At 42.0% G+C, this 22,794-nt stretch carries 24 protein-coding genes; 13 read left to right on the top strand and 11 right to left on the bottom strand.

The features are described 5' to 3' along the window. Positions 1-345: 345 nt before the first annotated feature. Positions 346-744, bottom strand: a complete 399-nt coding sequence (locus tag HCR01_RS30300) for a hypothetical protein (RefSeq protein ID WP_193199718.1) — start codon at positions 742-744, stop codon at positions 346-348. 576 nt (positions 745-1,320) lie between these two features. Between HCR01_RS30300 and HCR01_RS30295 the strand changes: the two genes are divergently transcribed. Beyond that, positions 1,321-1,713 carry a hypothetical protein gene (locus tag HCR01_RS30295; protein ID WP_193199717.1) on the top strand — a complete coding sequence of 131 codons (393 nt, stop codon included), beginning with the start codon at positions 1,321-1,323 and terminating at the stop codon, positions 1,711-1,713. A 442-nt stretch (positions 1,714-2,155) separates the two neighbouring features. Here HCR01_RS30295 and HCR01_RS30290 read toward each other — a convergent pair whose 3' ends face one another. Next, a complete protein-coding gene (locus HCR01_RS30290; protein ID WP_193199716.1) occupies positions 2,156-3,256 on the bottom strand; it encodes a glutamate--cysteine ligase in 1,101 nt (366 codons plus the stop codon). Positions 3,257-3,813: 557 nt separating this feature from the next. Between HCR01_RS30290 and HCR01_RS30285 the strand changes: the two genes are divergently transcribed. The 3 genes from HCR01_RS30285 to HCR01_RS30275 all read left to right on the top strand — a co-directional run bounded on the left by HCR01_RS30285 (position 3,814) and on the right by HCR01_RS30275 (position 6,598). After that, positions 3,814-4,482, top strand: coding sequence for a Mo-dependent nitrogenase C-terminal domain-containing protein (locus HCR01_RS30285; protein ID WP_193199715.1), 669 nt, complete (start codon positions 3,814-3,816; stop codon positions 4,480-4,482). Between the two features lie 207 nt (positions 4,483-4,689). Then, positions 4,690-5,718: a GTPase ObgE gene (obgE, locus tag HCR01_RS30280; RefSeq protein WP_193199714.1), complete on the top strand. Its 1,029-nt coding sequence runs from the start codon at positions 4,690-4,692 to the stop codon at positions 5,716-5,718. Positions 5,719-6,016: 298 nt separating this feature from the next. After that, positions 6,017-6,598, top strand: a complete 582-nt coding sequence (locus HCR01_RS30275) for a Uma2 family endonuclease (RefSeq protein ID WP_413773985.1) — start codon at positions 6,017-6,019, stop codon at positions 6,596-6,598. Positions 6,599-6,637: 39 nt separating this feature from the next. On the opposite strand, the gene HCR01_RS30270 is transcribed toward HCR01_RS30275, so the two are convergent. Continuing rightward, positions 6,638-7,765 carry an acyltransferase family protein gene (locus HCR01_RS30270; protein WP_193199713.1) on the bottom strand — a complete coding sequence of 376 codons (1,128 nt, stop codon included), beginning with the start codon at positions 7,763-7,765 and terminating at the stop codon, positions 6,638-6,640. 359 nt (positions 7,766-8,124) lie between these two features. Between HCR01_RS30270 and HCR01_RS30265 the strand changes: the two genes are divergently transcribed. Continuing rightward, on the top strand, positions 8,125-8,907 hold the full coding sequence (locus HCR01_RS30265) for a Uma2 family endonuclease (protein ID WP_193199712.1): 783 nt from the start codon (positions 8,125-8,127) through the stop codon (positions 8,905-8,907). A gap of 3 nt (positions 8,908-8,910) precedes the next feature. Here the strand turns inward: HCR01_RS30265 and HCR01_RS30260 are convergent, their stop codons facing one another. Then, a complete protein-coding gene (locus tag HCR01_RS30260; RefSeq protein ID WP_193199720.1) occupies positions 8,911-9,798 on the bottom strand; it encodes an alpha/beta fold hydrolase in 888 nt (295 codons plus the stop codon). 111 nt (positions 9,799-9,909) lie between these two features. Further along, positions 9,910-10,419: a HugZ family protein gene (locus tag HCR01_RS30255; RefSeq protein ID WP_193199711.1), complete on the bottom strand. Its 510-nt coding sequence runs from the start codon at positions 10,417-10,419 to the stop codon at positions 9,910-9,912. A gap of 238 nt (positions 10,420-10,657) precedes the next feature. On the opposite strand from HCR01_RS30255, the gene HCR01_RS30250 reads away from it, so the two are divergent. The 5 genes from HCR01_RS30250 (at position 10,658) to HCR01_RS30230 (ending at position 14,790) form a co-directional block, all read left to right on the top strand. Continuing rightward, positions 10,658-11,920 carry a protein kinase domain-containing protein gene (locus HCR01_RS30250; protein WP_193199710.1) on the top strand — a complete coding sequence of 421 codons (1,263 nt, stop codon included), beginning with the start codon at positions 10,658-10,660 and terminating at the stop codon, positions 11,918-11,920. 37 nt (positions 11,921-11,957) lie between these two features. Further along, entirely contained in the window at positions 11,958-12,218 is a 261-nt protein-coding gene (locus HCR01_RS30245) for a Ycf66 family protein (RefSeq protein ID WP_193199709.1), read from the top strand. A 137-nt stretch (positions 12,219-12,355) separates the two neighbouring features. Continuing rightward, entirely contained in the window at positions 12,356-13,840 is a 1,485-nt protein-coding gene (locus HCR01_RS30240; protein ID WP_193199708.1) for a CIA30 family protein, read from the top strand. Between the two features lie 83 nt (positions 13,841-13,923). Next, positions 13,924-14,271: a hypothetical protein gene (locus HCR01_RS30235; RefSeq protein WP_193199707.1), complete on the top strand. Its 348-nt coding sequence runs from the start codon at positions 13,924-13,926 to the stop codon at positions 14,269-14,271. 126 nt (positions 14,272-14,397) lie between these two features. After that, positions 14,398-14,790 (top strand): GFA family protein, encoded by a 393-nt coding sequence (locus HCR01_RS30230; protein WP_193199706.1) that lies wholly within the window; start codon positions 14,398-14,400, stop codon positions 14,788-14,790. A gap of 25 nt (positions 14,791-14,815) precedes the next feature. Here HCR01_RS30230 and HCR01_RS30225 read toward each other — a convergent pair whose 3' ends face one another. Continuing rightward, positions 14,816-15,031, bottom strand: a complete 216-nt coding sequence (locus HCR01_RS30225; RefSeq protein ID WP_193199705.1) for a hypothetical protein — start codon at positions 15,029-15,031, stop codon at positions 14,816-14,818. Positions 15,032-15,247: 216 nt separating this feature from the next. Here HCR01_RS30225 and HCR01_RS30220 point away from each other — a divergent pair, with 216 nt between their 5' ends. Further along, a complete protein-coding gene (locus HCR01_RS30220; protein WP_193199704.1) occupies positions 15,248-16,741 on the top strand; it encodes a PLP-dependent aminotransferase family protein in 1,494 nt (497 codons plus the stop codon). A gap of 44 nt (positions 16,742-16,785) precedes the next feature. Here HCR01_RS30220 and HCR01_RS30215 read toward each other — a convergent pair whose 3' ends face one another. The 3 genes from HCR01_RS30215 to HCR01_RS30205 all read right to left on the bottom strand — a co-directional run bounded on the left by HCR01_RS30215 (position 16,786) and on the right by HCR01_RS30205 (position 18,536). Beyond that, entirely contained in the window at positions 16,786-17,151 is a 366-nt protein-coding gene (locus tag HCR01_RS30215) for an aspartyl protease (protein WP_193199703.1), read from the bottom strand. Next, positions 17,148-17,465 (bottom strand): hypothetical protein, encoded by a 318-nt coding sequence (locus tag HCR01_RS30210; RefSeq protein WP_193199702.1) that lies wholly within the window; start codon positions 17,463-17,465, stop codon positions 17,148-17,150. Before HCR01_RS30210 ends, HCR01_RS30215 begins: the two co-directional genes overlap by 4 nt. Positions 17,466-17,882: 417 nt before the next feature. After that, positions 17,883-18,536 (bottom strand): DUF3386 domain-containing protein, encoded by a 654-nt coding sequence (locus HCR01_RS30205; protein WP_193199701.1) that lies wholly within the window; start codon positions 18,534-18,536, stop codon positions 17,883-17,885. Between the two features lie 99 nt (positions 18,537-18,635). On the opposite strand from HCR01_RS30205, the gene HCR01_RS30200 reads away from it, so the two are divergent. Then, entirely contained in the window at positions 18,636-19,325 is a 690-nt protein-coding gene (locus HCR01_RS30200) for a LuxR C-terminal-related transcriptional regulator (RefSeq protein WP_193199700.1), read from the top strand. Here HCR01_RS30200 and HCR01_RS30195 read toward each other — a convergent pair. After that, complete coding sequence (locus tag HCR01_RS30195) at positions 19,322-20,017, bottom strand: DJ-1/PfpI family protein (RefSeq protein WP_193199699.1); 696 nt, start codon at positions 20,015-20,017, stop codon at positions 19,322-19,324. The genes HCR01_RS30200 and HCR01_RS30195 overlap by 4 nt on opposite strands. Before the next feature lie 87 nt (positions 20,018-20,104). Between HCR01_RS30195 and HCR01_RS30190 the strand changes: the two genes are divergently transcribed. Next, on the top strand, positions 20,105-20,824 hold the full coding sequence (locus HCR01_RS30190; RefSeq protein ID WP_193199698.1) for a LuxR C-terminal-related transcriptional regulator: 720 nt from the start codon (positions 20,105-20,107) through the stop codon (positions 20,822-20,824). Between the two features lie 168 nt (positions 20,825-20,992). Here HCR01_RS30190 and HCR01_RS30185 read toward each other — a convergent pair whose 3' ends face one another. Further along, positions 20,993-22,729, bottom strand: a complete 1,737-nt coding sequence (locus HCR01_RS30185; protein WP_193199697.1) for a R3H domain-containing nucleic acid-binding protein — start codon at positions 22,727-22,729, stop codon at positions 20,993-20,995. Positions 22,730-22,794: the final 65 nt, after the last annotated feature.

Raw genomic sequence — 22,794 nt, 5'->3', positions numbered from 1 at the left:
AAGGGGGGTTGGGGGGATCAAAAGCCTGTGGGGCAACTCTAAAAGACTTGTGTGTACACCGTAGCCTTTTTAAGGGGAGCCAGCGCGGTCTTCTCCCTTCGCGTAGCGTCTCCAAGAGTTGGGGAGACGCAATCATGCGATGGGGTCTCCCCAACTGGAGCGACTGGCCGTGGGCTAGGGGGGATCAATAAGTGCCTAATATCACAGCCGACCACTTTTCAAACAACCTCTAATGAAGACTGAAAAAAATGGTTTTAGTCCACTTGAGTAGACTTGAGTTATTAGCCCGGAAATTTATTTCTAGGCGGGTTGGGAGACTAACCGAAAATGCTGTAAGTTATCAGATCAAAAAGACTGATTTTGAATATTTCCTGTCCCACCTGGCATTACTACCTGACCAATTTTGTCTGCCAATTTTTCTAGGTTAGGCATAGCCAGAATTTCAGCAAGTTTAGGATTTGGCTCCGCTTTAGCTGCTGCGGCCAATTCTTGTGCAGCTTTAGCCACTTCAGGATTAGCTTTAGCGGCAGATTCAACCTCTAGTACAGCTTTGCCATAATCGAGTGGTTGCTCTGGTGCTTTCTCTATAGCTGCTACAGTATGGGGAGACTGCTTTTTGAGCGTGACGAGAAACTTGCCAGTCTTATCCCATAAAGCTTCACCTACTTTTTCGCCCGTTTTTTCTAAGGCTTTAGTGGCAATTATAGTGCCAACAGCGATCGCCGCAGTAGTTAAAGGTTCCATCTGCTATTTTGACTATGTGTATCATATTTACTTATTAACACACCGCTTTTGTTCTAAATTCCGCAACCAAGTTAATAGGTTTAAATTTAGCTATGTTTCGGATTTGGGTAATCAATATTGCTTTTTCAAGCTTTTAGTAATAACAGCATTTTTGTCAATAGCTTAACGCACTATTTTATCTGGCGGTACGTTAAGTGCCGCCATAGCGCACCTTACTAAATCATGATTTACATCAACTAAATCACGATTTACATTAACTAAATCATGATTTACATCAACTAAATCACAATTTACATCAACTAAATCACAATTTAGTTAAAAGTCAATACAGTTCAGTTAAGCCCAAAAAATTAAATTATGTAGGTTGGGTTGAGGAACGAAACCCAACGTTTGCAGGCCTTTGTTGGGTTTCACTGCGTTCAACCCAACCTACAATTATTCTTAACTGAACCGTATTTAGTTAAAACTACTGATTCTTATCATTTTATCTAATACTCATTTGTGAGGATTTTACTGAGCTACAATGCAGCTTTAGTAAGCCAAACTAGCTCCAGTACACTAAGAAAAAATATATTTATGCCTCGTCAAAAACGTACATATCGCGTTTTAGAAAAAGCTGAATTGAGAGCATCTGGACTCAGAGCAATTGATCCTAACATGGATTTTGGGGATACTCGGAACTTGCAAAATATGACACAAATCATTGAGCAGTACCGTGCCAAGATAGATGCTTATAATACTGCTTTAGCTGTAATTGACTCTTCTAAAACCGAGATGGATGAATTAGATAAAATCTTAAATGATCTCACTGAGAAAATGCTCATTGGAGTTGCTTTTAAATACGGCAAAGACAGCCGTGAATATGCAATGGCGGGTGCTGTTCGCAAAAGCGATCGCATCCGCAAAATCTCAGCCAGCCGTTTGAAGGTAGACTTAGAGGAAGTATCTGTGAAGAACCAAATTGCTTAGTATTATTAAAGCGCACTTATTCTATTTACTAACTGTCTTATCAAAAGTGCGTAGGCGTAGCCAGCCGTAGGCATCGCTCTAAGAGGATGTTTAAAAAGTCCTTGGTGATGTATCAAACACTTTTAGATCCCCCTAAATCCCCCTTAAAAAGGGGTACTTTGATTCCGTTTCCCCCCTTAAAAAGGGGGGCTAGGGGGGATCAATAAGTGCCTAGTATCACAGCCGACCACTTTACAAACAACCTCTAAGCTCGACTTTATCCAAAATTAAGAACTTGGTTCTTTTGATCCGGCAAAAACTTTTTCCATGTCACTAATATCGGTGAAATTGAAAAAGTAAAACTACTGTTCCCCAAAAGTTTAAGCATCAGCTTGAGCGTTGCCAAAAAATGGATAAAGTCGAGCTTAGCTTAAATAGTAAGAAGCCTCTTACCTACCCCAATTTAAACTTGGTAAGTTTGTTTTAGTACCTCTTCTATTGAACCTACACACCGAAACACTTCTACTAGTTCATGAGATTTGGTTTTTCGGTTCGCCAACATAACTTTTAATGGCGTTAATAACTCAACATCTGGATCTTTGCCAAGAGCAACTTCAGCAGCTTGTAAAATCTTTGTAGTGTTTGTCAGAATATCCTCATTATCAAACCCTTCTTTTGCAGAAAGTTGGTGCAAACCTGCGTCGGGTATAGTTGCTCTACCTAGCAAAGTTTCATCTAACACCAGACCTTTCAATAATGCTAATAACGCTGCATAGATAGAAAAATCATCACAACTATCACAAGCTTTAAATTCGATGCGCCCCACTTCAGATGGAATGCGAGCAATTTTTGTGAGTGAAGGAATGCTATTAATCAGTTGTTCCTCTTTCTCGACAAAAACTAATGTTGCCGATCTTTTTCCCGTTCTAATAAATGTCCGTACCGAAAGCCCATCCCAGAGACTTCCATGATAAAAAGGAGAACTATAACTAAAAGGAACGATATAGGGACTGTAATAAGTTAACTTTTTGCCAATATCAATCATGCGTTCAATAGATAAATCTGCCACAGAAATGTTTAAATCTGGGCCATAAGTCACCATGTAAATATTGGCAGTTTGTTCGTCAGGATAAGCTTGTAGCTGTTTGATTTCATAATCGTTTAATGGGGGTTGAGGTTCAAAAACACAATTATAAGGATTAAAGCTGAGTAAAACTGGTGAGAAACCAAAGCTAGCAGCAACTTCGCGCAGCAAGCAAAAACTTTCTGACAATTCACTAATAGCGCTTTGAATATTAGAATGTATGGTCGTTCTAATTTCGATGCCTTTAGGCAAACAGTCAATTACTTTGTCAGAATCCGCAAACCGTTCAAAACCCTCAATGTACCATCTCTTTTGTTTAATACCAGCGTCCCCGACGCGCAGTTGAGGATAGTCATTAGGGTATGTAGGCAACCTTTCAACAATTTGATTGAACTCAGCAAATTTCGTGGATAAAAAATCAGCAAATTTTCCTTCTTTGTTAAGGAAAGCAACTTCATGCTCAATGCCAAAATAAAACATTATATATACCTTTAATTACAATTACTTGAGATCAACCTAATTGAAACTAATGCCAATCGATACGCAAGCATTCTCATATATGAGATTATTTAGCAGTAACAATTTATTCTAATCGTCATTAAATGCTGGTTTTAATCTCCGCAAATTTGGCATCTAGTGTGATAAGCTATGCTTTTTGAACTTTGAAAGTCGCTACTCAGAGGTAATTAATAACAATTTTTGAATTATACAGACGTTAACTTTAGTTTTACTCATGAATTTAAGTAGAAAAAATTCTCAAGATTACCTCAAAAGGGATTTTACCTCAAGATAGTACTGTTGCGATTTTGAAATTTTTCTGGTTTAAGATTCTTTGAATAGGGTGTAGGCGTAGCCCGTCATAGACATTGCTTCACTGTCAAAAATCACAGGGAAAGACAGGAAACTGTAAACTGTCAATCTTTCCTTTATCTTTCAATAAAAAACAAATCTTCAGAGCCTTTAAGTTAGCTGTGTAACAGTTTATCCACCTTAAAGGTAGCTTAGTATTGATTGAGGAAAGCTTGAGACGTGAGTTTATGATAAGTGCCGTTCAATCCCCCTACAGCAGCGAACAAATTGCCGCTTGGTTGCGTGGACTGCTCACCATTGCTTGGGCTGATGGTAATTTCGACGCCCAAGAACAGGAATTAATTGCCAGCATCACAGAGGATGAATTAGCTCCTGGGATTAACTTCGAGTCACTAGAGGTAATCACACCAGAGGAATTAGCCGCAGTATTGGGTAAAGGTACACCAGCAGCGGAAAATTTCTTGCGTACAGCCGTGATGGTAGCGATCGCAGATGGTACTTATTCTCCCAGCGAAGACAAGGTTTTACAACAATTGTGCCAAGCCTTGGAACAGCCACAGAATGTACTAGAAGCCCTTCGTCACACCCTGGAACATCCACAGCAAATTACTCCCACAACCGGGCTGACAAAGCGACAAATTAACGCGCTACACCCTCTGCGTCAATGGCTGGACGGGCTAGACATCCAAGATCCAAGAGTAGCCCGCTTTTTGTGCAAAATGATTCCTTCTCAGTGTCCCTTTGAGCGGGATGTCAAACTGTTTGGACGTAAGATTGTTCATATTCCGCCGATGTGCAAAATTAACCCCCTGTATGAGCAACTAGTGGGCTTACGTTTCCGCGCCCTCTCCTATCTAGCAGATGAATGTGGTGAAGATATTTCACCATACATTTGAAGATTGAGTGAGGAGTGCTGAGTAATGAAGTGCTGAATGGGGAGTTACCGAACTTCTGATATCTGATGCCAAATTGTTCTATGGGCGTCTACGGCAAAAAATGCTGTTCAGAGTTCTCGGAGAGTTACAAGTAAAGAGTGAGGAATGAATAGTTAATTAAAACTTATAATTTATAACTCACCATTCAGCACTCAAGACTCTAAAAATATGCAATTTATCGACCAATCAGTAATTGAAGTTGAAGCTGGCAAAGGTGGCGATGGCATTGTCGCCTTCCGGCGCGAGAAGTATGTACCAGCAGGCGGTCCCTCCGGTGGTAATGGCGGACGAGGCGGCTCGGTAATTTTCGTTGCCGATGAGAACCTGCAAACCTTGCTGGATTTTAGATATAACCATCGCTTTCAAGCAGAAAACGGTGCTCGTGGTGGGCCAAATAACTGCACTGGAGCATCAGGAAAGGATTTAATCATCGAAGTTCCTTGTGGTACTGCTATTTATGATGCAGGAACAGGTGCTTTGCTGGAAGATTTAATCGAGCCTGGACAAAGATTTCGGGTTGTTGAAGGCGGTAAAGGTGGATTGGGAAATCAGCATTTCTTGAGTAACCGCAACCGCGCCCCAGAATACGCTCTCCCCGGACTACCAGGGGAAATGAAGGTGCTGCGTTTAGAGTTAAAACTTTTGGCAGAAGTGGGAATTATTGGATTACCAAATGCGGGGAAATCCACTTTAATTTCATCTTTGTCAGCCGCACGTCCAAAAATTGCCGATTATCCTTTTACTACCCTCATACCAAATTTGGGTGTAGTACGCAAACCCACCGGCGATGGTACAGTTTTCGCTGATATTCCCGGACTAATTGAGGGAGCATCTCATGGTGCTGGACTGGGACACGATTTCTTGCGGCACATCGAGCGCACGCGGGTGCTATTGCACTTAATTGACGCCACCAGTGATGATGTAGTCAGAGATTACAATACAATTCAGCAAGAATTACAAGCTTATGGACAAGGTTTAGCCAAGCGTCCCCAAATTTTGGCTCTGAACAAAATTGATGCAGTTGATAGAGAGACAGTGGATTTGGAGGCGCTAGCTACCCAACTTAATCACCTTTCCTACGCCCCAGTTTTTATAATTTCAGCAGTGACGCGCACTGGTTTAGAGCCAATGTTACAGGAACTTTGGCGAATTCTTGACGAACTTAATGCTGTTGAAGAAGTAGAGGTGTTGGGGTGATTGACTAAAGTAAAAAAATAAGCTGACTGGCTCAAACTCTAAGGCTGAGTTTTATACTAATTCAGCTATCTAGCCTGAAGGTTCCAGTATTTCTGGAACTTCTCGGCGTTGAGCTAATTGAATAAACACTCAAAGCCTAATCTCGCCGCTATTTGACCATTATCTCTATGGGAAATCAAAACAAGATGAATCATGAGAACGGTTTTCGCAGATACATTTTACTTGAATCCCAGAGACGAATGGTATTCAGGTTTGATTCCGTCTAGTTATATGGTTTACCCAAAAATGAGGAATGATTATGCAATTACAAGAACAACGCTATTATTCACCCGAAGAATATCTAGAAGTAGAAATTAATTCAGAGGAACGCTATGAATATATTGATGGACAAATTATCCTAATGACAGGCGGAACACCGAATCACAACCAAATTGCACTTAACTTAAGTGGTACACTAAATTTTCTTCTTAAGCGTCAGCCTTATCGAGTCTTTGTAACAGACCAGCGTCTTTGGATTCCTAACAAGCAAATTTACACTTATCCTGATGTGATGGTGGTGAAAACTCCTTTGGAGTATCAAGAAGGAAGACGAGATACCCTGATTAATCCAGTATTTATTGCTGAGGTGCTGTCAAAATCTACTAAGAGTTATGACAGAGATGAAAAGTTTGCTGCTTATCGGACGATTTCTAACTTTCAGGAGTATGTTCTAATTGACCAGTACAAAATGCACGTTGAGCAGTACTTTAAAACGGATAATAATAGATGGATATTTTCGGAATTTGAAGATGGGGAAGACAGTTTAAACTTGGCTTCTATTCCTTGCCAAATTTTGCTGGCGGATATTTACGATAAAGTGGATTTTAATGTGGAGGAGTAGGGTGTAATTAATTCACGCAGAGCCGCGGAGGCGCAGAGGTTAGATTTTGATAAACCAGCGTTGGCGATACATTAAGAAGCCAACTGCAAACCATAATAGTACAGTGACTAGGGCAAATAATAAAGAACCATTTAGCGCACCTGCCCAAGAGGCGAAAAGATTCTGGTAAATCCAATTGTAGGTGCTGGGAGCGTTTTCTCCGTTGCCGATATGGGTTTTGACTAGTATTTTAATTAATAAAACAGATGCAACGAAAAGTGCGATCGCATTTAAGCCCATAATTTCAAAGGGTTTACTCCAGCGACGTATCAGCCGCACTTCGATCAGTTGGTAACAAGCTGCTAGCAAAAGTAATGCCCAACCGCTAGTAAAGACAACGTAGGAACTCGTCCACAGCTTTTTATTGATGGGAAATGTCCACCCCCACACCCAACCAATAATTAAGCAACCAATGCCAAATAATCCTAAACCGACACTCGTACGTGATTGCACTGGCTGACTGCGTATCCATTGCCCAGTAAAATAACCAGCGAGGACGCTAACTATAGCAGGAATGGTGCTGAAAAGCCCTTCTGGATCTCCCAACTTTTTAAAACCATCGCCCGCATAAAGATGCGCTTGGGGTATAATTTGGCGGTCAATGTAAGCGGCGAAGTTTCCTGTCCGCGTGAGAATGCCAGCGCCATAATCGGGTACTGGTACATACATCATCGTCAACCAGTAGCCGATGAGTAGTACCGCTGCAAGTATCCATTGCCCTTTACGCGGCAAGTTGAGGACTGCTAAAGAGGCAAAGAGGTAGGTAAGACTGATGCGCTGCAACACTCCCATCATGCGGATGCTACTCAAGTCGAAAGTCCAAACACCTTTATTCCAAAAGCCATTTAGCAGCAACCCCAAAGCAAAGAGAATGGCAGCGCGGCGCAAGATGCGCCAGTAAACTGCTGAAGTCGGTTTGTTGGCTTCGGTGTACTTTGACAAAGAGAAAGTCATCGCCACCCCGACAATGAACAAAAAGAAGGGAAATACCAAATCTGTTGGTGTACAACCGTTCCAGTCGGCGTGAGCCAACAGAGGATACACGTCATCTGCAACTCCCATCATGTTGACGAGAATCATGCCAGCGATGGTAATGCCACGAAAAACATCAAGTGAGGTCAGACGCATAGACGTAAGTTAAAATTTTGTTAAGTTGTAAATTGAGGTGTCTGCAAAGTACAGTAATAAAAAGTAGCTATCACACTTGAACTGAGCGATCGCAAGCTAATATCTAAGTGAATCATAGCCTCCAAGTAATCAAGCAATATAGAAATATTAGTCTTCTCCATTAGTTGTGGTGTCAGACGTTCGGGCTATTGTTGGATGCTGGTTCGGTAATGTATTCAAGTTTTCTGAGGAAGCAGGTAATTTGGTACTATTACCGGAGGAAGCAGAACGACGGGCTGATGCACAATAACGTACAGAGGGATTAACAGCTCGGTTACAGAAATTGGGAGAAGCTCCACCAGATCAGCTTTAAGAAAACCATGTCAGAAACTACCCTCGCTACACCAGACATAACGCTCCCGCCTACCCAGGCGGAACTACCCTACGATGACGGTATCCCGATGGAAAGTCAACGGCACAAAATGCAAATGGAATTGTTAATTGATGTCGTGGAGACTTGGATGGAACAACGGGAGGATGGATATGCAAGCGGTAATATGTTCGTCTATTTCAGCCTGGCTCAGGTAAAAAACCAAGATTTTAGAGGCCCAGACTTTTTTGCTGTGCTGGGAGTCCCCAAAGGAGAACGCCGCAGTTGGGTTGTTTGGGAAGAAGGTAAAGGCCCTGATGTCGTAATTGAATTGCTTTCGCCGGGTACATCTGCAACCGATAAAAATGAGAAAAAGCTGATTTATCAAAATCAGATGCGCGTTCCAGAATATTTCTGGTTTGATCCTTTCAACCCTGATGACTGGGCTGGTTTTTCTCTTGGTAGTGGTGTGTATCAATCAATAACACCTAATGCGGAAAATCAATTGGTGAGTCAAGCATTAGGTTTAGTATTGCTACGTTGGCAAGGTAGCTACAAAAACGTTAATACAACTTGGTTGCGTTGGGCAACAATGGATGGAGAATTGTTGCCAACAGCAGAAGAAAAGCAACGTCAACGAGCAGACCAAGCACAACAACGAGCAGATCAGGTAAATTTGCAGTTGCAACAAACAGCACGAAAGCTACTTCAATTAGGGATGACAGTAAAACAGGTAGCAGAGTTAACAGGTTTGCCGGAATCTGTGGTTGAGGAACTGAGTATTTCAGATTAATGTTTACTTTAAATACCGTTGCAATAAACCAATTACAACTTCTGGTATTTCTAGATGAGGTAGTATTCCTGCATCTGCGATCGCATAAAAATCTCGAATTGCACTTATATTCAAATTTGCCAAGCGTCGCCCCAGTTTGATACTGGTAAATTGTGCCTTCTCACCCCAAAAAATGACAGTGGGAACTATTAGTTGCTGAATATACAAACTTAGATCAAAGTAAAGGTCGCCCCGTAAAAATGACAAAGCGGCAAACTTCGCATTAGGCTGTTGTGCAGAGGTTAAATAAGCCTCTACCATTTCCTGAGATACTCGTTGGGTTTTAGCAAAGAGAAAACTCTGCAAAAAGTTTCGCACTGCAATTTCATTTTCAGCACCAAGAGTATAAATTAAACTGTCTAATAAGGGTGTATTAATTACTGAAAGTGGAAGTCTGCGTCCAGCACCCTGGCCAAAGTCATCAAACCCAGAGGGACAGACCAAGAACAGTGTTTTGAATAAGTTGGGTTGGACAATAGCCAAGCGGATAGCGAAAGCAGCTGTCAGAGACGAGGCTACCACCGTCACAGGCCGACGACAAGTTTGAATGATAAACTCTGCGATCGTGCTGAGATAATCCCTAATTTGATAGTCTCTGGGTGGATGAGCCGACTCTCCCCAACCGATTAAATCGGGAGCTAAAACATGATAAGTAGAGGCAAAAGCCGGGTAAACTTTAGACCATTCATAAGCAGAGGCCCCACCACCAAAGTTGTGAAGAAATAGTAATGGGGGTAAATCTTCAGTGTCAGCGATCGCCCAAGGTGCATTCGTTTGGGTATAGTAAACCATTGCCCCCAAGGATGTATGGATGACTTTATGTCCAAAGCCAGGAGGTTGAAACTGAAGCATAAAATTCAAAAGTTTAGTTTAATTGCACTTAGCCTGACGCCAAAAGTATAAAGTAAAGCTTACCGATAAATCCGGGAGTTAGTACGTTTTTGTCTGCTATTCTTTCGTTTTTTATGCTGGCTTTTGGTCACTATCTCCTGTAAGTTGAACGAGTTGATGGAGGTTATCACCACTGATGTGATAAGCTGCTCCAAAACCAATTACAAAACGACCTTCACTAGGAGTTAGCTGAAAAATCCGAAAGTCACCCAAGCCGCGCAAAACCTCAATAATTTGACCAAACCGCTCTTGAAATTGCTCAACAATTTCATTCCACTTCTCAGTTTCACGTTCTATTAAAGTTGCCGTACAATCAAAACTTAAACGGTGACGGGCAAAAATTTGGTTAGTTTGAGCTTCATCCTCAATAAATAAGACACTAACATGAGGATTGATATAAATATTTTTGGTATGGCTCGCAAGACCGCTGACGTAGATGTAAATATTTTTGGCATCATCCATCACATAGGGAGCGTAACTAGAGTTGGGTATCCCCTGTGCGCTCACAGTGCTAATGATTACACTTTGAATTTCTTCAGTAAATTTTTCGTACTCTGATTGAACTTTTTCCAATTGACTCATAAAAAATTACTGTAGCGATGAGTAACAGTTCGTCAATATCCTAACGTTATTGAGCGATAGGATGGAATGCAAACAATACAGACGCGATTAATTGCGTCTGTACAAAAGTCAAAAGTCAAGAGTCATTAGTCAATTGTAATTTTTCTTCCCCTGCTTCCCCTGCCCCCCCTCCTACCTTTAGCAACCGTTCCGTTATTATGTAGCAAGATGTTGTAAAAATCATTGCGTCAGCCACACTATGCTAGGAAAGCTATTAGATGGGCGTTACAAAGTTATCCAAGTTTTGAGTGCCGGAGGGTTTGGAGAAACATACATTGTGGAAGACACCCGCCGACCGGGTAATCCCAAATGTGTTTTGAAGCTACTAAAACCTGCTATTTCTGAACCCTACTACTTGCAAGTTGCTAGACGCCTATTTAATAGTGAGGCAGAGATTTTAGAACAGTTGGGCAACCATGACCAAATTCCTCGGCTTTTAGCTTACTTTGAAGAAAATCAAGAATTTTGCTTGGTGCAAGAGTTAATTGTTGGGCATCCACTCAGCACAGAAATGCGTCCTGATGAATGCTGGAATGAAAACCAAGTCATTCAGATGCTACAAGATGTTTTGGGAGTTTTGGAGTTTGTTCATAGCTACGGGGTAATTCATCGTGACATCAAGCCTGATAATTTAATTAGACGGGATTATGATGGCAAGTTAGTTTTAATTGACTTTGGTGCAGTTAAACAAATGCAAACGCAAGTAGCCGCAGATAGCCAAATAGCGGCTACTGTGGCTATTGGTACTCCTGGATACATGCCAGCAGAACAGGCACAAGGAAAACCACGCCACAATAGTGATATATATGCGTTAGGAATGATTGCTATTCAGGCGTTAACGGGAATACTGCCGTCACAATTACAGGAGAATTTGGAAACAGGTGAGGTCGTGTGGCAAAATCAAACACAGGTTTCCCTGCGACTGGCAGAGGTTGTACAAAAGATGGTGCGTTATCACTACCGCGATCGCTATCAGTCTGCCACAGAAGTACTACAAGATCTCCGGGAATTATTAAGTCCCTTCGCACCAAATCAACCTTCAATTCCGCCTGTAGGCACATATACCCCTACACAATCATCAACACCCGCTTCTGATTTTCTTGACCACCCCAAGCCTCAAGCTACATCACTATCTTTCCTTAACAAAATATTATCTGTAATCAAATTTATACCGTTTGTCGGCGCGGCTGGACTATTTTTCTTTAAGTCAACTACTTGGATAATTTTGCTAGGTGTTGGTCTGGCAGCTTTTGGAGCAGGTTGGTTTTTTCTCCGCTCTTGGTACTCGAATATTGCAAGAGATTATGATGTTATCTTTGCGGTTATTTTCTGTATCTGTGGCATACTGCTATTATTTCAAAATCAGTATATCAAGCCAGAAATACAACTTAGTCAATTCTTATTAGCAGGAGTGAGTATTTTCTCAGCCGCAGAATGTATCCGTTGGCGAGGAATTAAATAATACAATACAGGGTTAAATTCGCATTAAATAATTAATAATGAATAACTCAACTAATCTCATAGGTAATACTTTAATAGTTGCAGCGCTCTCTTTGTGTGTTACACCTTTATTACGTCCCAAAATATTTAAACGTCAAGACATTTTGTTAATTATAGCGTTTTTTATTTCCGGTTTGAATCTTTTATTTAAAGGTAAATATTTAGATGAATTGCCACAATTTAGTTTAATTTTACTGGCTGCGACCTCTATATTTTATACTGTTGAAAGTATCAGATTACGAATCAAAAACCCACAATAGGAATTCAAAATTAAGAACTCATTATAATTTAGTGTCAACATAATTTGTAATTGTGCTAATTACGAATTAGTAAGTCAAGGCTTGTTATTTTGTCTTCTCCTTAAGCTAGACTTAAGAAAAGTTGCGAGGACGCGATTGTGACTGACAAAAATCGTTCTCAATGGGACTTAGGCAGGTTTATCGAAACCCTGACTTACTTTGAGGTAATTCCTTTGCTTAACTGGGTACAAGAGTTAATCCAAGGTCGTCCCAAGGATAATCAAACTAAACCCAATGGAGGAAGAAACATGGGTGTAATACTGGTAGCAGGCGCAACGGGTGGCGTTGGCAAAAGAGTAGTGCGGCGATCGCTAGAACGGGGTTATAAAGTGCGGGCGATCGTGCGAGATATCGACAGAGCACGCTCAATTATTGGTGATGATGTTGACTTAGTAGTTGCGGATATCACTAAACCAGAAACTTTGACTTCTATAGTTATGGCTGATGTCCAAGCTGTCATTTGTTGCACAGCAGTGCGTGTACAACCAGTAGAAGGAGACACAGCAGATAGAGCCAAATACTATCAAGGTGTTAAATTTTACCAGCCAGAAATTGTCGGCGATACCCCTGAAAACGTAGAATATCAAGGTGTTAAAAACTTAGTACAAGCAGCAACCAAATATCTACCCCAAGCAAGTGAAAAACTGATATTTGACTTCACGAATCCATCAATAGAATTAAAAAACATTTGGGGTGCTGTCGATGATGTTGTAATGGGTGGTGTGAGTGCAAGTAATATGCAATTTGTGGAAAATACAGCTTTATTTGCAGGTAATGTCTCCACTGCTAACTCTGGAGGATTTGCTTCGGTAAGAACTAAAAACTTTGATCCACCCTTCGACTTATCTGATTCCCAAGGTGTGAAATTGCGCGTCAAAGGTGACGGTCAGCGCTATAAAATCTTTCTGCGGACAGAAGCACAATGGGACGGTGTTGGTTATGGCTATTCTTTTGATACCGAAGCAAATACCTGGATAGATATTCACGTCCCTTTTGCAGATTTAATTCCCGTATTTCGAGCAAAAACTGTCAAAGATGCTCCCCCAATTGACTCTAGCAAAATTTGCTCGTTTCAACTAATGTTGAGCAAATTTGAATACGATAATGCATTAAATCCTAAATTCACACCTGGTGGTTTTTCTTTACAAGTAGAATCTATAAAAGCTTATGGTGGGACAACTTTACCACAGTTCGTCCTTGTCAGTTCAGCAGGTGTGACTCGTCCCGGTCGTCCCGGCATTAATTTAGATGAAGAACCACCAGCGGTCAAATTAAATGACCAATTAGGAGGAATTTTAACATGGAAATTAAAGGGAGAAGATAGTTTAAGAGAAAGTGGAATATCTTACACAATTATTAGACCTTGTGCCTTAACAGAAGAAGCCGGAGGCAAAGAATTAATATTCGAGCAAGGTGACAACATTAGAGGCAAAATCAGCCGTGAGGATGTTGCAAAAATTTGTGTGCAAGCACTGAAACTAGCAAATGCTTGTAATGTTACGTTTGAAGTTAAAGAGGGAGAGAATAGTGTCAACTCTATCGATTGGCAGAGGTTATTTTCTAACTTGCAACGGGATAAATAAATGAAATGTCCTCAGATTATTAGTCTGTAGTCATAGCCAAAAAGCTTGCTTACAAAAGCTGTTGTCAAAAGTTAGCTATTGACATGAAAAAAATCAAGGTGCTAGTTCTCGCCGGGATTTTAGTAATGATTATCTCGATGGGGTTGTTTCCTAAAACTGCCTCATCGCAACAAGTGGAGTCCCGCCTCAACAATCTAGAAGCGGACTTTAATCGTGTCGAGTCGCGGTTAAACCAGTTAGAATCTCAATTGGGTCAAAGTCGCCAGTCTCCATCCTCAAGAACAACACTTACCCCACGACAATCAACTCGTTCTAGAGGTAACTTATCACAGCAAGATCGTATGTTTGATCGGCTAGCAACTTTGGTGGTTGAATTGAAGCAACAAGTCAACAAATTGGAGGAGCGAGTTTCTAAAATAGAGTCACGCTAATTCCTATTTAAATGACATTCTGGAATGTGCTCATTCAGTGACACTTACTCAGATAATTTATTTTCTGGCTAGTAAGTGTGATGGGTGTAAAATATCAAAGTTAATCAATTTTTCAGCTACCTTTACATGACAACAAATATCAATGAACCAATCACTTACGAAGGTGGATGTCACTGCGGTACGGTGCGTTTTATGGTAGTGGTTGAACAACACAAAGTTGATGATTGCAACTGTTCAATTTGCCGAAAAAAGGGATTTTTACATTTAATTGTGCAGCAAGAGCAGTTTACATTATTGCAAGGTGAAGATAAGTTGACAACTTACAGATTTAATACAGGAGTTGCTCAGCATAAGTTTTGCTCTATTTGTGGAATGCATCCTTTTTATATTCCGCGGAGTCATCCTGATTGTATTGATGTGAATGTGCGCTGTTTGGATGGGGATGTAATATCGAATTTTGAAATTGTACCTTTTGATGGGGCAAATTGGGAGCAGAATATAGACAAGTTACGAAAATAGGACACTATTTAATTAGCGATGTATGCTATCTGTAGTAACATTTATCAATCCAAATCCGCATTTCTTCCTCAGAGCCAAAACAGGCAGAACGTCCTGTTATCGGGTCGTAAGCGTGCCAACAATAAGCATGACCATGACGATCTGATTCTTGCCAAACTTGAAGGTCAGAACTACTATTCATCCAGATGACAAAATATTGCCAAATTCTTTGAAAAGATAACAGAAAATTAAATTTATTCATAATTAAAACACCTACTCGCAATAAACTATTATTTTTACTTTTATTCAAAAGTTTGTAACTGAGAAGGTACACTTCTAGCCAATTGGAGATAGTACAGTTATGCGCCATTGCAACTGTTATAGTAAAAAATCAGCCAACTGTACTAGATAAATTTAGTAAAAATCGTTTATATTGCCAGTATTGATGATTTTGCACTCTTGAAATGAGTGCGTTAAAATGAATATTATTTTAGAACGGCAAGCACACAAACCTATTTATTTACAGATACGCGATCGCATTAGTCATCTTATCAAATCTGGCGCACTGAAAAGTGGCGATCGCCTCCCTTCTATTCGCTCACTTGCAGAAAGTTTGCAGGTCAATAAACTCACGATTATTGAAGCGTATAGCGTTTTAGAAGCCGATGGTATTGTTTTGGCTCGTCAGGGATCTGGATATTTTGTCAACAGCGTTTCTCTTCACTGTACCAACCTGAAATCTACATTTTCCCCAGCCCAAAATGTCACAATTCTAGAGCCAGACAAGAGTTCTTTTTATGATATGTACACTCCCTTGGTGCAAGCCAAAACGCAGCCAGGAGTAATTAATTTAGGCTACGGTTATCCTCATCCACCAAAAGATATCAACCTCATTGCTAGACGAGCATTAAGACAAGAAAACCCTGATCTTTTCTTTTCTCATGATATGCCTCAAGGACAACTAACTTTATGCAGACAAATTGCTCAGATGCTAGTGCAACAAGGATTAGAGGTTTTTCCAGAAGATTTGATTATTACTAATGGCTCTCAGCAAGGGTTGTCATTAGCGATGAACTATTATGTAAAACCTGGTGATTGGGTGATTGTAGAAGCACCCACATATTATGGTGCAATATCCATTTTAGAAAACTTAGGAGCCAGAATTATTGGCATTTCCATGACAGCAGAGGGAATGAATCTAGAATTATTAGAACAATATTTACACAGCCACCGCCCCAAATTAATTTATACGATCAGCACTTTCCACAATCCCACTGGATTAACAACAACACAAGCACATCGCCAACAATTGCTAGCACTAGCCGAAAAATACGAGTGTCCAATTTTAGAAGATAACGCCTATGAAGGAATAAGTTTCCAGCCTGTACCAGCACCAATTAAAGCTTTAGATAAAAATGATTTAGTAACTTATTTAAGTACCTTTTCTAAAACTTTGATGCCTGGTTTACGAGTGGGTTATATGGTAATTACAGGTAAGCATCATCAAGCAATTATTGAGCAGAAATTGCTCCATGATTTGCACACATCTAGTATTTCTCAAGCAATAGTAAGTGAGTATCTCGCTTCAGGACATTACCGCAGACACCTCAGCCGACTTCGCACAGATAATCTGCAAAGTCGTAATGCAATGCTGCAAGCTTTAGAGCGTTATTTTCCCCAAGAGGCACGGTGGACAGTTCCCACGGGAGGATTATTTCTCTGGGTGCAGCTACCGGATGATCTTTCTATTCAAACAATTCGTAATGAAGCTTTTGCACAAAATGTTTACCTGGCGTGTGGTTCGGCGTTTTTTACAGATAAGCAGGGTTATCCGGCTATGCGTCTAACTTTTTGCCTCTCACCAGAAGAGATTGAGCAAAGTATTTCGATTGTAGGAAAATTACTTAAAAAGTATATTTACAGAGGATATGAGCGGATATCTAATTATCAACCGCTTGCTCATAGTATTTAGTATAGAAACAATGCGCTCCTTAAATTAACAGTAAAGCGATCGCCTCATGCCAGCGTCAATATTCCTGCTGAAAAATCTGCCACCAACCGCTTTATCTGTAACCAAAGTACACCTAAAAGAATGTCTTGCAGTTCATCTCCACCCAATGCTGGAATTGCAAACTCCTCTTCATCCAGCAGCACATTTCCCTGATATAGGTTAAATCGTGCTTCTCCCCTCGCTGTCTGCATATCTTCTGTTTGACTGTCCCTCAACCATCCCAAACTAAGAGCATCTTGATTATCAATCGCCAAGTAGCCAGTAAATCCTGTATCTAGTAGTGCCTGGACTGGAACGATATCACCATCAGCAGCAATCAGACCAATTTCAAAAATTAATTCTCCCTTACTGTTAAACTCGCCTGAAATCATATTCTGCCACAGGTTCCAGTCTCGTTGATTCGCATCATGAGACGCAGGGTATCACCAAATTGATCGCGAGCCTTCTGTCTAGCAACTGTTTCATCGGAATCAATAATATAATCTCCACTATTAGGCTCAATGACTATAAACCAATCGTAGTGATCCTTAATTAGTTCTGGTTGAACTTGGTTAAATATCACTCGACAACGCTGATAAAATACTTCATCTTCAGCTTTCCGTTGTGCCTTCTCTTCAGGCGAAAGTTGGCGTTCTGGGAATACTCTTCCTCGACGTGGCCTGTGATTAGAAGAAAGTTGTGTCATTTTGTTGACTATCTTTTCGATTGCTGTGATTGGCTTATTATATTTTGATTATATCTGGGGGCATTTTCTTTACTGCAATCAGTGTCAGGCGATCGCTTCCAGCGGGCGCTCCGCGCCATCGCACCATTTACCACAAGGATAATTGCCTTTTAAACTTCATCATTTCTAGGACTTACGCACTGAAGCCTGAAACCTAGATCCCCCCTAGCCCCCCTTTTTAAGGGGGGAACTTCTAAAGCCCCCTTAAAAAGGGGGTTGGGGGATCTGAGTGCGTAAGTTCTGATTTCATCTCAGAACTTGGAACATCAAGCTTTTTTCTCGAAAGTTCATGCTGAGAACTTGGAACACTAAAAAGAAAAGCGATCACCTCCTTAATTAAAAGAGCGATCGCCTATATTTATATTCAAGACATGCAGTTTAAGCAGCAGGCTCTAACAATTTGATATCAGAGAACACAAATTCCTGAACAGATATTTGTCCTTCTATCTCAGTGCGAATTTCTCGACGATTCAGAATGAAATAGTTACCAACCTTTTCATACTCATCTGTAAATTCGCTTCTTCCACCCTTTTGTTCCCCAGTTTTGGGGTCATGATACACGGAGTCATAAGTGTGAGACAGGTAGCCTTCGCCAGTATCGTGACTGCTGAAAGTGTCAATTGTCACAAAAGTACCGTGGATGAGACGGTGAACATGGCACACCTCATTATTGCGGACTTTGTATTTATCGCCCTCAGCCTTACCACCAACTAAAAGCTCAACCGCACCAGTTTCGTCAGTTTTGCCATAGCTAAAAGTATTTGTGCTGTGGGTGTCTTCAAAGCTGCGGCGGATGCGGTGAATTGCTATCTCCCAAGCTTGACCGTGAATTGCCTGTTTTGCTTGCTCATCGTCTACATCCAAAACTTCCGCCTTGAGATTAGCGTTGACGAGAACTTTGCCTGTAAACACCTTATCGTCATGCTTATAGGTAATATTTGCAGTGTAACCGGGGAAATTCTTATCCCACGTATAGCGGTTCTCATAAGCAGCCCGGAAAAGTTCCTGAGCAGAGAGTTGTGTAACTGTCATGTGCTTCTCCTATCGCCACTGTAATTAGCGTTTTAGTTTTCTTGGTATTAGCATAGAAGTAATTGTTGAGCCTTGGATAGACCCCAACTGGGTACACTTATGGCTAATTCTCTTCACGCCGTATTTCATGCGATCGCTAATGTCCGTAATGAGCAAGAATTAAAACTAGCTCTGGTGGATAAAATTAGCGAACATTTCGGCGTGCAAAATTGGGGTATCTATCTCCTAGATGAGCCGCCAACGGCTGAGATTAATATTCCGGGCATTCCGGCAGTATGCTTAGAAAGCAATCCCGTCGGGCGCTACGTGGTTGAGCGTCACGCACCCGCTCATGAGCAATTAATACTATCTCCAGGCGACTGGAAGCATATTTGCCCGCGCCATGACCACGAACACGTGATGACAGGGCCAATTGTTTGCGATGGTCATCTGGTAGGAACGCTGAACTTTACCCGCGACAAGGGGAATCCTGCCTTTAATGCCAACGATTTAGCTGACCTGAGCGCTTTATGCCTTCATTTGTCAGCAAAAATGGCAACCCTGCGGACGAAACCAAAAATCTCCAACTCCTTTTTAATCAGTCCACTAACAGCACGTGAGTTAGAAATTGCTGAACTAGTAGCGCAAGGGTTAACAAATGCGGAAATTGGTGAAAAACTTTGGATTACGCAAAACTCCGTCAAACAAGCTTTGAAGAGGATGTTTCGCAAACTAGAGGTTTCGGCGCGTACTGAGATGGTAGCAAAGCTGCATTCGATATCTCCTCAACAGTCCGAACAAATCAATTAAACACCCAACAACTTGGCTGTTTGCTTCGTCTGTGCAAGAGATACTTTAATCAACTGCTCCCCTACTTTTTTCACCTGTTCAACTAAAGCCTCCCCAGCATTTTCTGGCGAACCGACGTTAAAAGGTGGTGCAGGGTTATACTCCAGCAATAGCTGAATCAGCTTGGCTGTTTCTTCACCGCACAGATGAGCAGCAACTATCAGTCCAAAATCAATCCCAGCGGTAACACCACCGCCTGTAATGCGATCGCGGTCAACTACCACTCTTTCAGTTCCAACCTCAACCCCCAACATTGCTAGCTGGTCACGAAATGCCCAATGACAAGCAGCGCGATAGCCTTGTAGTAATCCAGCCGCCGCTAGAATTAAAGAGCCAGTACACACCGAAGTAGTATATTTTGCGGTTTTACCCTGTTGCTGGAGAAAATTCAGCACTTCAGTATCTCGCATCATTTCTACCTGTCCAGGGCCACCAGGCACACACAAAACATCCAGCGATGGACAGTTATCAAAAGTGGTAGTGGGTAAAATCGTCATCCCCTCATTGCTCGTTACTGGCTGCAAATTCTTCCACAACAAATGAATGCAAGTTTCAGGCATAAGGGCAAATACCTGATAAGGCCCAGTCATATCGAGTTGAGTCATAGCAGGGAAAATAACTAGACCAATGTGATATTTTGCTGGATTTGTCATTATCAAATTCTCTTAACGATTGTTACGGACTATGGTAAAAATGAGTATCGATTCTGCCTAGTCCTCAATCGAGTACACTTAATTTCAATGGCTAATTCTCTTCATAACTTATTTCAAGCCTTAGCCTCTGCTCGTGATCAGCGCGAATTAAGACTTTGCTTTATGGATGGAGTTGGCAAGCATTTTGGCGTCCAACGTTGGGGAATCTATCTTCTGAATGAGCGATCATCGCGCTATGCTGCGGTAGATGTCCACGGTATGCCCAATGTTGATACATTCGTGGAACTCTACGAAAAGGTTGGTAGAGATGTTGATCCAGTACTGCACTACGTAGTTGAGCATCATGCTCCAGCACACGAGGAAATGGTATTACCTCCAGGAGGTTGGAAGCAATGCGAACTTTATCAAAATTGTTGCGCCTACTATGACCACGAACATATCATGACTGGGCCAATAGTAGGCGGTGGTAGTCTAATCGGTGCAGTTTACTTTGCCCGTGTGGGTCATACAACAGCATTTAATCACCAAAATATTTCTGACCTAAGCGCTGTTTGCACTCATCTGTCAGCTTGTCTAGCAACTTTAGGGATGCGACAAACAAGATTGAATTATTCTGTAGCTAGTCGCTTAACCCCGCGTGAAATTCAAATTGCTGAGTTGGTAGCACAGGGGTTAACGAATGCAGAAATTGGTGAAAAACTTTGGATTACAGAAAATTCCGTCAAACAAGCTTTGAAAAGGATATTTCGTAAATTGGAAGTTGTCAATCGTGCCGAGATGGTGGGGCGGCTGCGAAATGCTTTGTAGCAGTTTTCAACTCAGTTCATGTAATTTAGGATTGCTGTATAACTCTCCTTTTCACCATTTTAAGGAAGGTTAGGCTAGATAAATTCGCTTTCTTGTAGAGGCAACTTTTATTGATGTCTATCTTTTCAAAATAGCCCCTCTCAATTTGTGGAGAGGGGCTGTTTGTGATTACGCCGGATAAATCCTTAAGCGCCGATTTGGTTCTTCGCCAAAGCTGTGCGACTTGAGGCGATAGTGTTCTACCAACTCATGTTGCATTTTGCGGACTTGAGGAGAACGGGGCAATAACTCAACTGGCTGTCCTTTGGGAATCACAATTTGCTCTACAGCAAGTCTAGCTTCTTCGAGGGCGTCCATCTCGTCATCGCTACCACTGTGTAGAAACAGTTGCAGTTCTCGGTCATCGGCTAATTCCGGGTCGTCGATGTTCAGCAACCGCCGCAAGCCGCGGGTAATTTGCGGAATGGTGCTGGATTTAATCATGTGGATGGGTACTTGACGGGCTTTTGCCATTTGGCGTAATTTGGCGTGGTTTTTGACGTGCGATCGCAGTGCTAAAATTGCATCTGCACTATCAATATCTTTTGTCAATACCACCGGTAGAGTTAGCACGCTGATTACCTGTTCTAACTGGTGGCGGCTGACGCCATAAGGGTAAACGTGCAATGGCAAATCTTCACCATTTGGCCCGGCCTGTCTAGTGGCACTGAAATCAACGCTCTCTGAGTAATTGAAAGATTCATCAAGTAAGCGGTCAAACTCGCTTCTCCCAGTCACCCGCTCCCGCTCTATAGGCAATGCCGGCAGTGCCACCATCTGTCCAGATGAACGCCAGCCATTAGACGGTCGCGGTGGTGGGAAAGATTCTTCCCCTGTGGTCATTTGTCCACCGCGACCATTCACAACAGCCAACTGCCGTGTAACCGCAACTTTGCCCTGGTCATCAACAGTTCTCGTTTGTGGGCTAGGCTGACGTCCCCGGAGCAGATTATCTACTGTGTCAGCAACGCTTTCGTGTACTACCCAGCGTTGCCGTTCCAACATTTCCACAGCAATCTCGAATGTGGGAGGCGCTTTGCGTTCCAAAACGGTCTTTTGAGAACCCCGGCGTCTGGCTTCATCATCTCCCAGCGTCACAGCCTGGATACCCCCAACTAAATCAGCAAGGGTAGGGTTTTTAATCAGGTTTTCTATCTGATTCCCGTGAGCAGTTCCTACCAATTGCACACCCCGTTCGGCAATGGTACGAGCCGCCAAAGCTTCCAGTTCTGTGCCAATTTCGTCAATCACGATGACTTCTGGCATGTGGTTTTCCACTGCCTCAATCATTACCTGATGCTGTTCGTTGGGATGAGCCACTTGCATCCGCCTAGCGCGACCAATGGCGGGGTGAGCAACATCACCATCCCCAGCAATTTCGTTGGAGGTATCGATAATCACCACACGTTTATGCAGATCATCCGCCAAAACGCGAGCAATTTCCCTTAATGCGGTAGTTTTGCCCACGCCTGGACGCCCCAGCATGAGAATCGATTTACCAGTTTCTACCAAATCACGAATCATGCCAATGGTTCCAAATACCGCCCGACCAACGCGACAGGTCAAGCCGATAATCTTGCCGGTGCGGTTGCGGATGGCGCTGATCCGATGCAAAGTTCGCTCAATTCCTGCGCGATTATCTCCGCCAAAGATTCCGACTCGCTCAATGCAATCATCTATCTGTTCTTGAGTAACGGGTGTTTCGCTCAGATACTCAGCTTGATTGGGAAAGCGAGCCTCTGGGCGACGACCCAGATCCAAGACTACTTCAACTAAACTATCTCGTTTAGGATGATTCTCTAGTACTTGTCGCAGGTCTTGGGGCAAAATATCTAACAACTTTTGGAGATCGTCTGTAATCGTCATGCTTTCTATGGTGACGTTTTTAGAGATAGCGAAGACACTTCCTTTGAGAAAAGTGTCTGTAACGA

The organism is Nostoc sp. MG11, from assembly GCF_014904695.1.
In the GTDB taxonomy this organism is placed as follows: domain Bacteria; phylum Cyanobacteriota; class Cyanobacteriia; order Cyanobacteriales; family Nostocaceae; genus Komarekiella.
This window is presented reverse-complemented; position numbering and strand designations above follow the sequence as displayed.

Coding starts and splice junctions, on each gene's coding strand:
- HCR01_RS30300 (WP_193199718.1), bottom strand. CDS start 744: ATGGAACCTTTAACTACTGCGGCGATCGCTGTTGGCACTATAATTGCC.
- HCR01_RS30295 (WP_193199717.1), top strand. CDS start 1,321: ATGCCTCGTCAAAAACGTACATATCGCGTTTTAGAAAAAGCTGAATTG.
- HCR01_RS30290 (WP_193199716.1), bottom strand. CDS start 3,256: ATGTTTTATTTTGGCATTGAGCATGAAGTTGCTTTCCTTAACAAAGAA.
- HCR01_RS30285 (WP_193199715.1), top strand. CDS start 3,814: ATGATAAGTGCCGTTCAATCCCCCTACAGCAGCGAACAAATTGCCGCT.
- obgE (WP_193199714.1), top strand. CDS start 4,690: ATGCAATTTATCGACCAATCAGTAATTGAAGTTGAAGCTGGCAAAGGT.
- HCR01_RS30275 (WP_413773985.1), top strand. CDS start 6,017: ATGCAATTACAAGAACAACGCTATTATTCACCCGAAGAATATCTAGAA.
- HCR01_RS30270 (WP_193199713.1), bottom strand. CDS start 7,765: ATGCGTCTGACCTCACTTGATGTTTTTCGTGGCATTACCATCGCTGGC.
- HCR01_RS30265 (WP_193199712.1), top strand. CDS start 8,125: ATGTCAGAAACTACCCTCGCTACACCAGACATAACGCTCCCGCCTACC.
- HCR01_RS30260 (WP_193199720.1), bottom strand. CDS start 9,798: ATGCTTCAGTTTCAACCTCCTGGCTTTGGACATAAAGTCATCCATACA.
- HCR01_RS30255 (WP_193199711.1), bottom strand. CDS start 10,419: ATGAGTCAATTGGAAAAAGTTCAATCAGAGTACGAAAAATTTACTGAA.
- HCR01_RS30250 (WP_193199710.1), top strand. CDS start 10,658: ATGCTAGGAAAGCTATTAGATGGGCGTTACAAAGTTATCCAAGTTTTG.
- HCR01_RS30245 (WP_193199709.1), top strand. CDS start 11,958: ATGAATAACTCAACTAATCTCATAGGTAATACTTTAATAGTTGCAGCG.
- HCR01_RS30235 (WP_193199707.1), top strand. CDS start 13,924: ATGAAAAAAATCAAGGTGCTAGTTCTCGCCGGGATTTTAGTAATGATT.
- HCR01_RS30230 (WP_193199706.1), top strand. CDS start 14,398: ATGACAACAAATATCAATGAACCAATCACTTACGAAGGTGGATGTCAC.
- HCR01_RS30225 (WP_193199705.1), bottom strand. CDS start 15,031: ATGAATAAATTTAATTTTCTGTTATCTTTTCAAAGAATTTGGCAATAT.
- HCR01_RS30220 (WP_193199704.1), top strand. CDS start 15,248: ATGAATATTATTTTAGAACGGCAAGCACACAAACCTATTTATTTACAG.
- HCR01_RS30215 (WP_193199703.1), bottom strand. CDS start 17,151: ATGATTTCAGGCGAGTTTAACAGTAAGGGAGAATTAATTTTTGAAATT.
- HCR01_RS30210 (WP_193199702.1), bottom strand. CDS start 17,465: ATGACACAACTTTCTTCTAATCACAGGCCACGTCGAGGAAGAGTATTC.
- HCR01_RS30205 (WP_193199701.1), bottom strand. CDS start 18,536: ATGACAGTTACACAACTCTCTGCTCAGGAACTTTTCCGGGCTGCTTAT.
- HCR01_RS30200 (WP_193199700.1), top strand. CDS start 18,636: ATGGCTAATTCTCTTCACGCCGTATTTCATGCGATCGCTAATGTCCGT.
- HCR01_RS30195 (WP_193199699.1), bottom strand. CDS start 20,017: ATGACAAATCCAGCAAAATATCACATTGGTCTAGTTATTTTCCCTGCT.
- HCR01_RS30190 (WP_193199698.1), top strand. CDS start 20,105: ATGGCTAATTCTCTTCATAACTTATTTCAAGCCTTAGCCTCTGCTCGT.
- HCR01_RS30185 (WP_193199697.1), bottom strand. CDS start 22,729: ATGACGATTACAGACGATCTCCAAAAGTTGTTAGATATTTTGCCCCAA.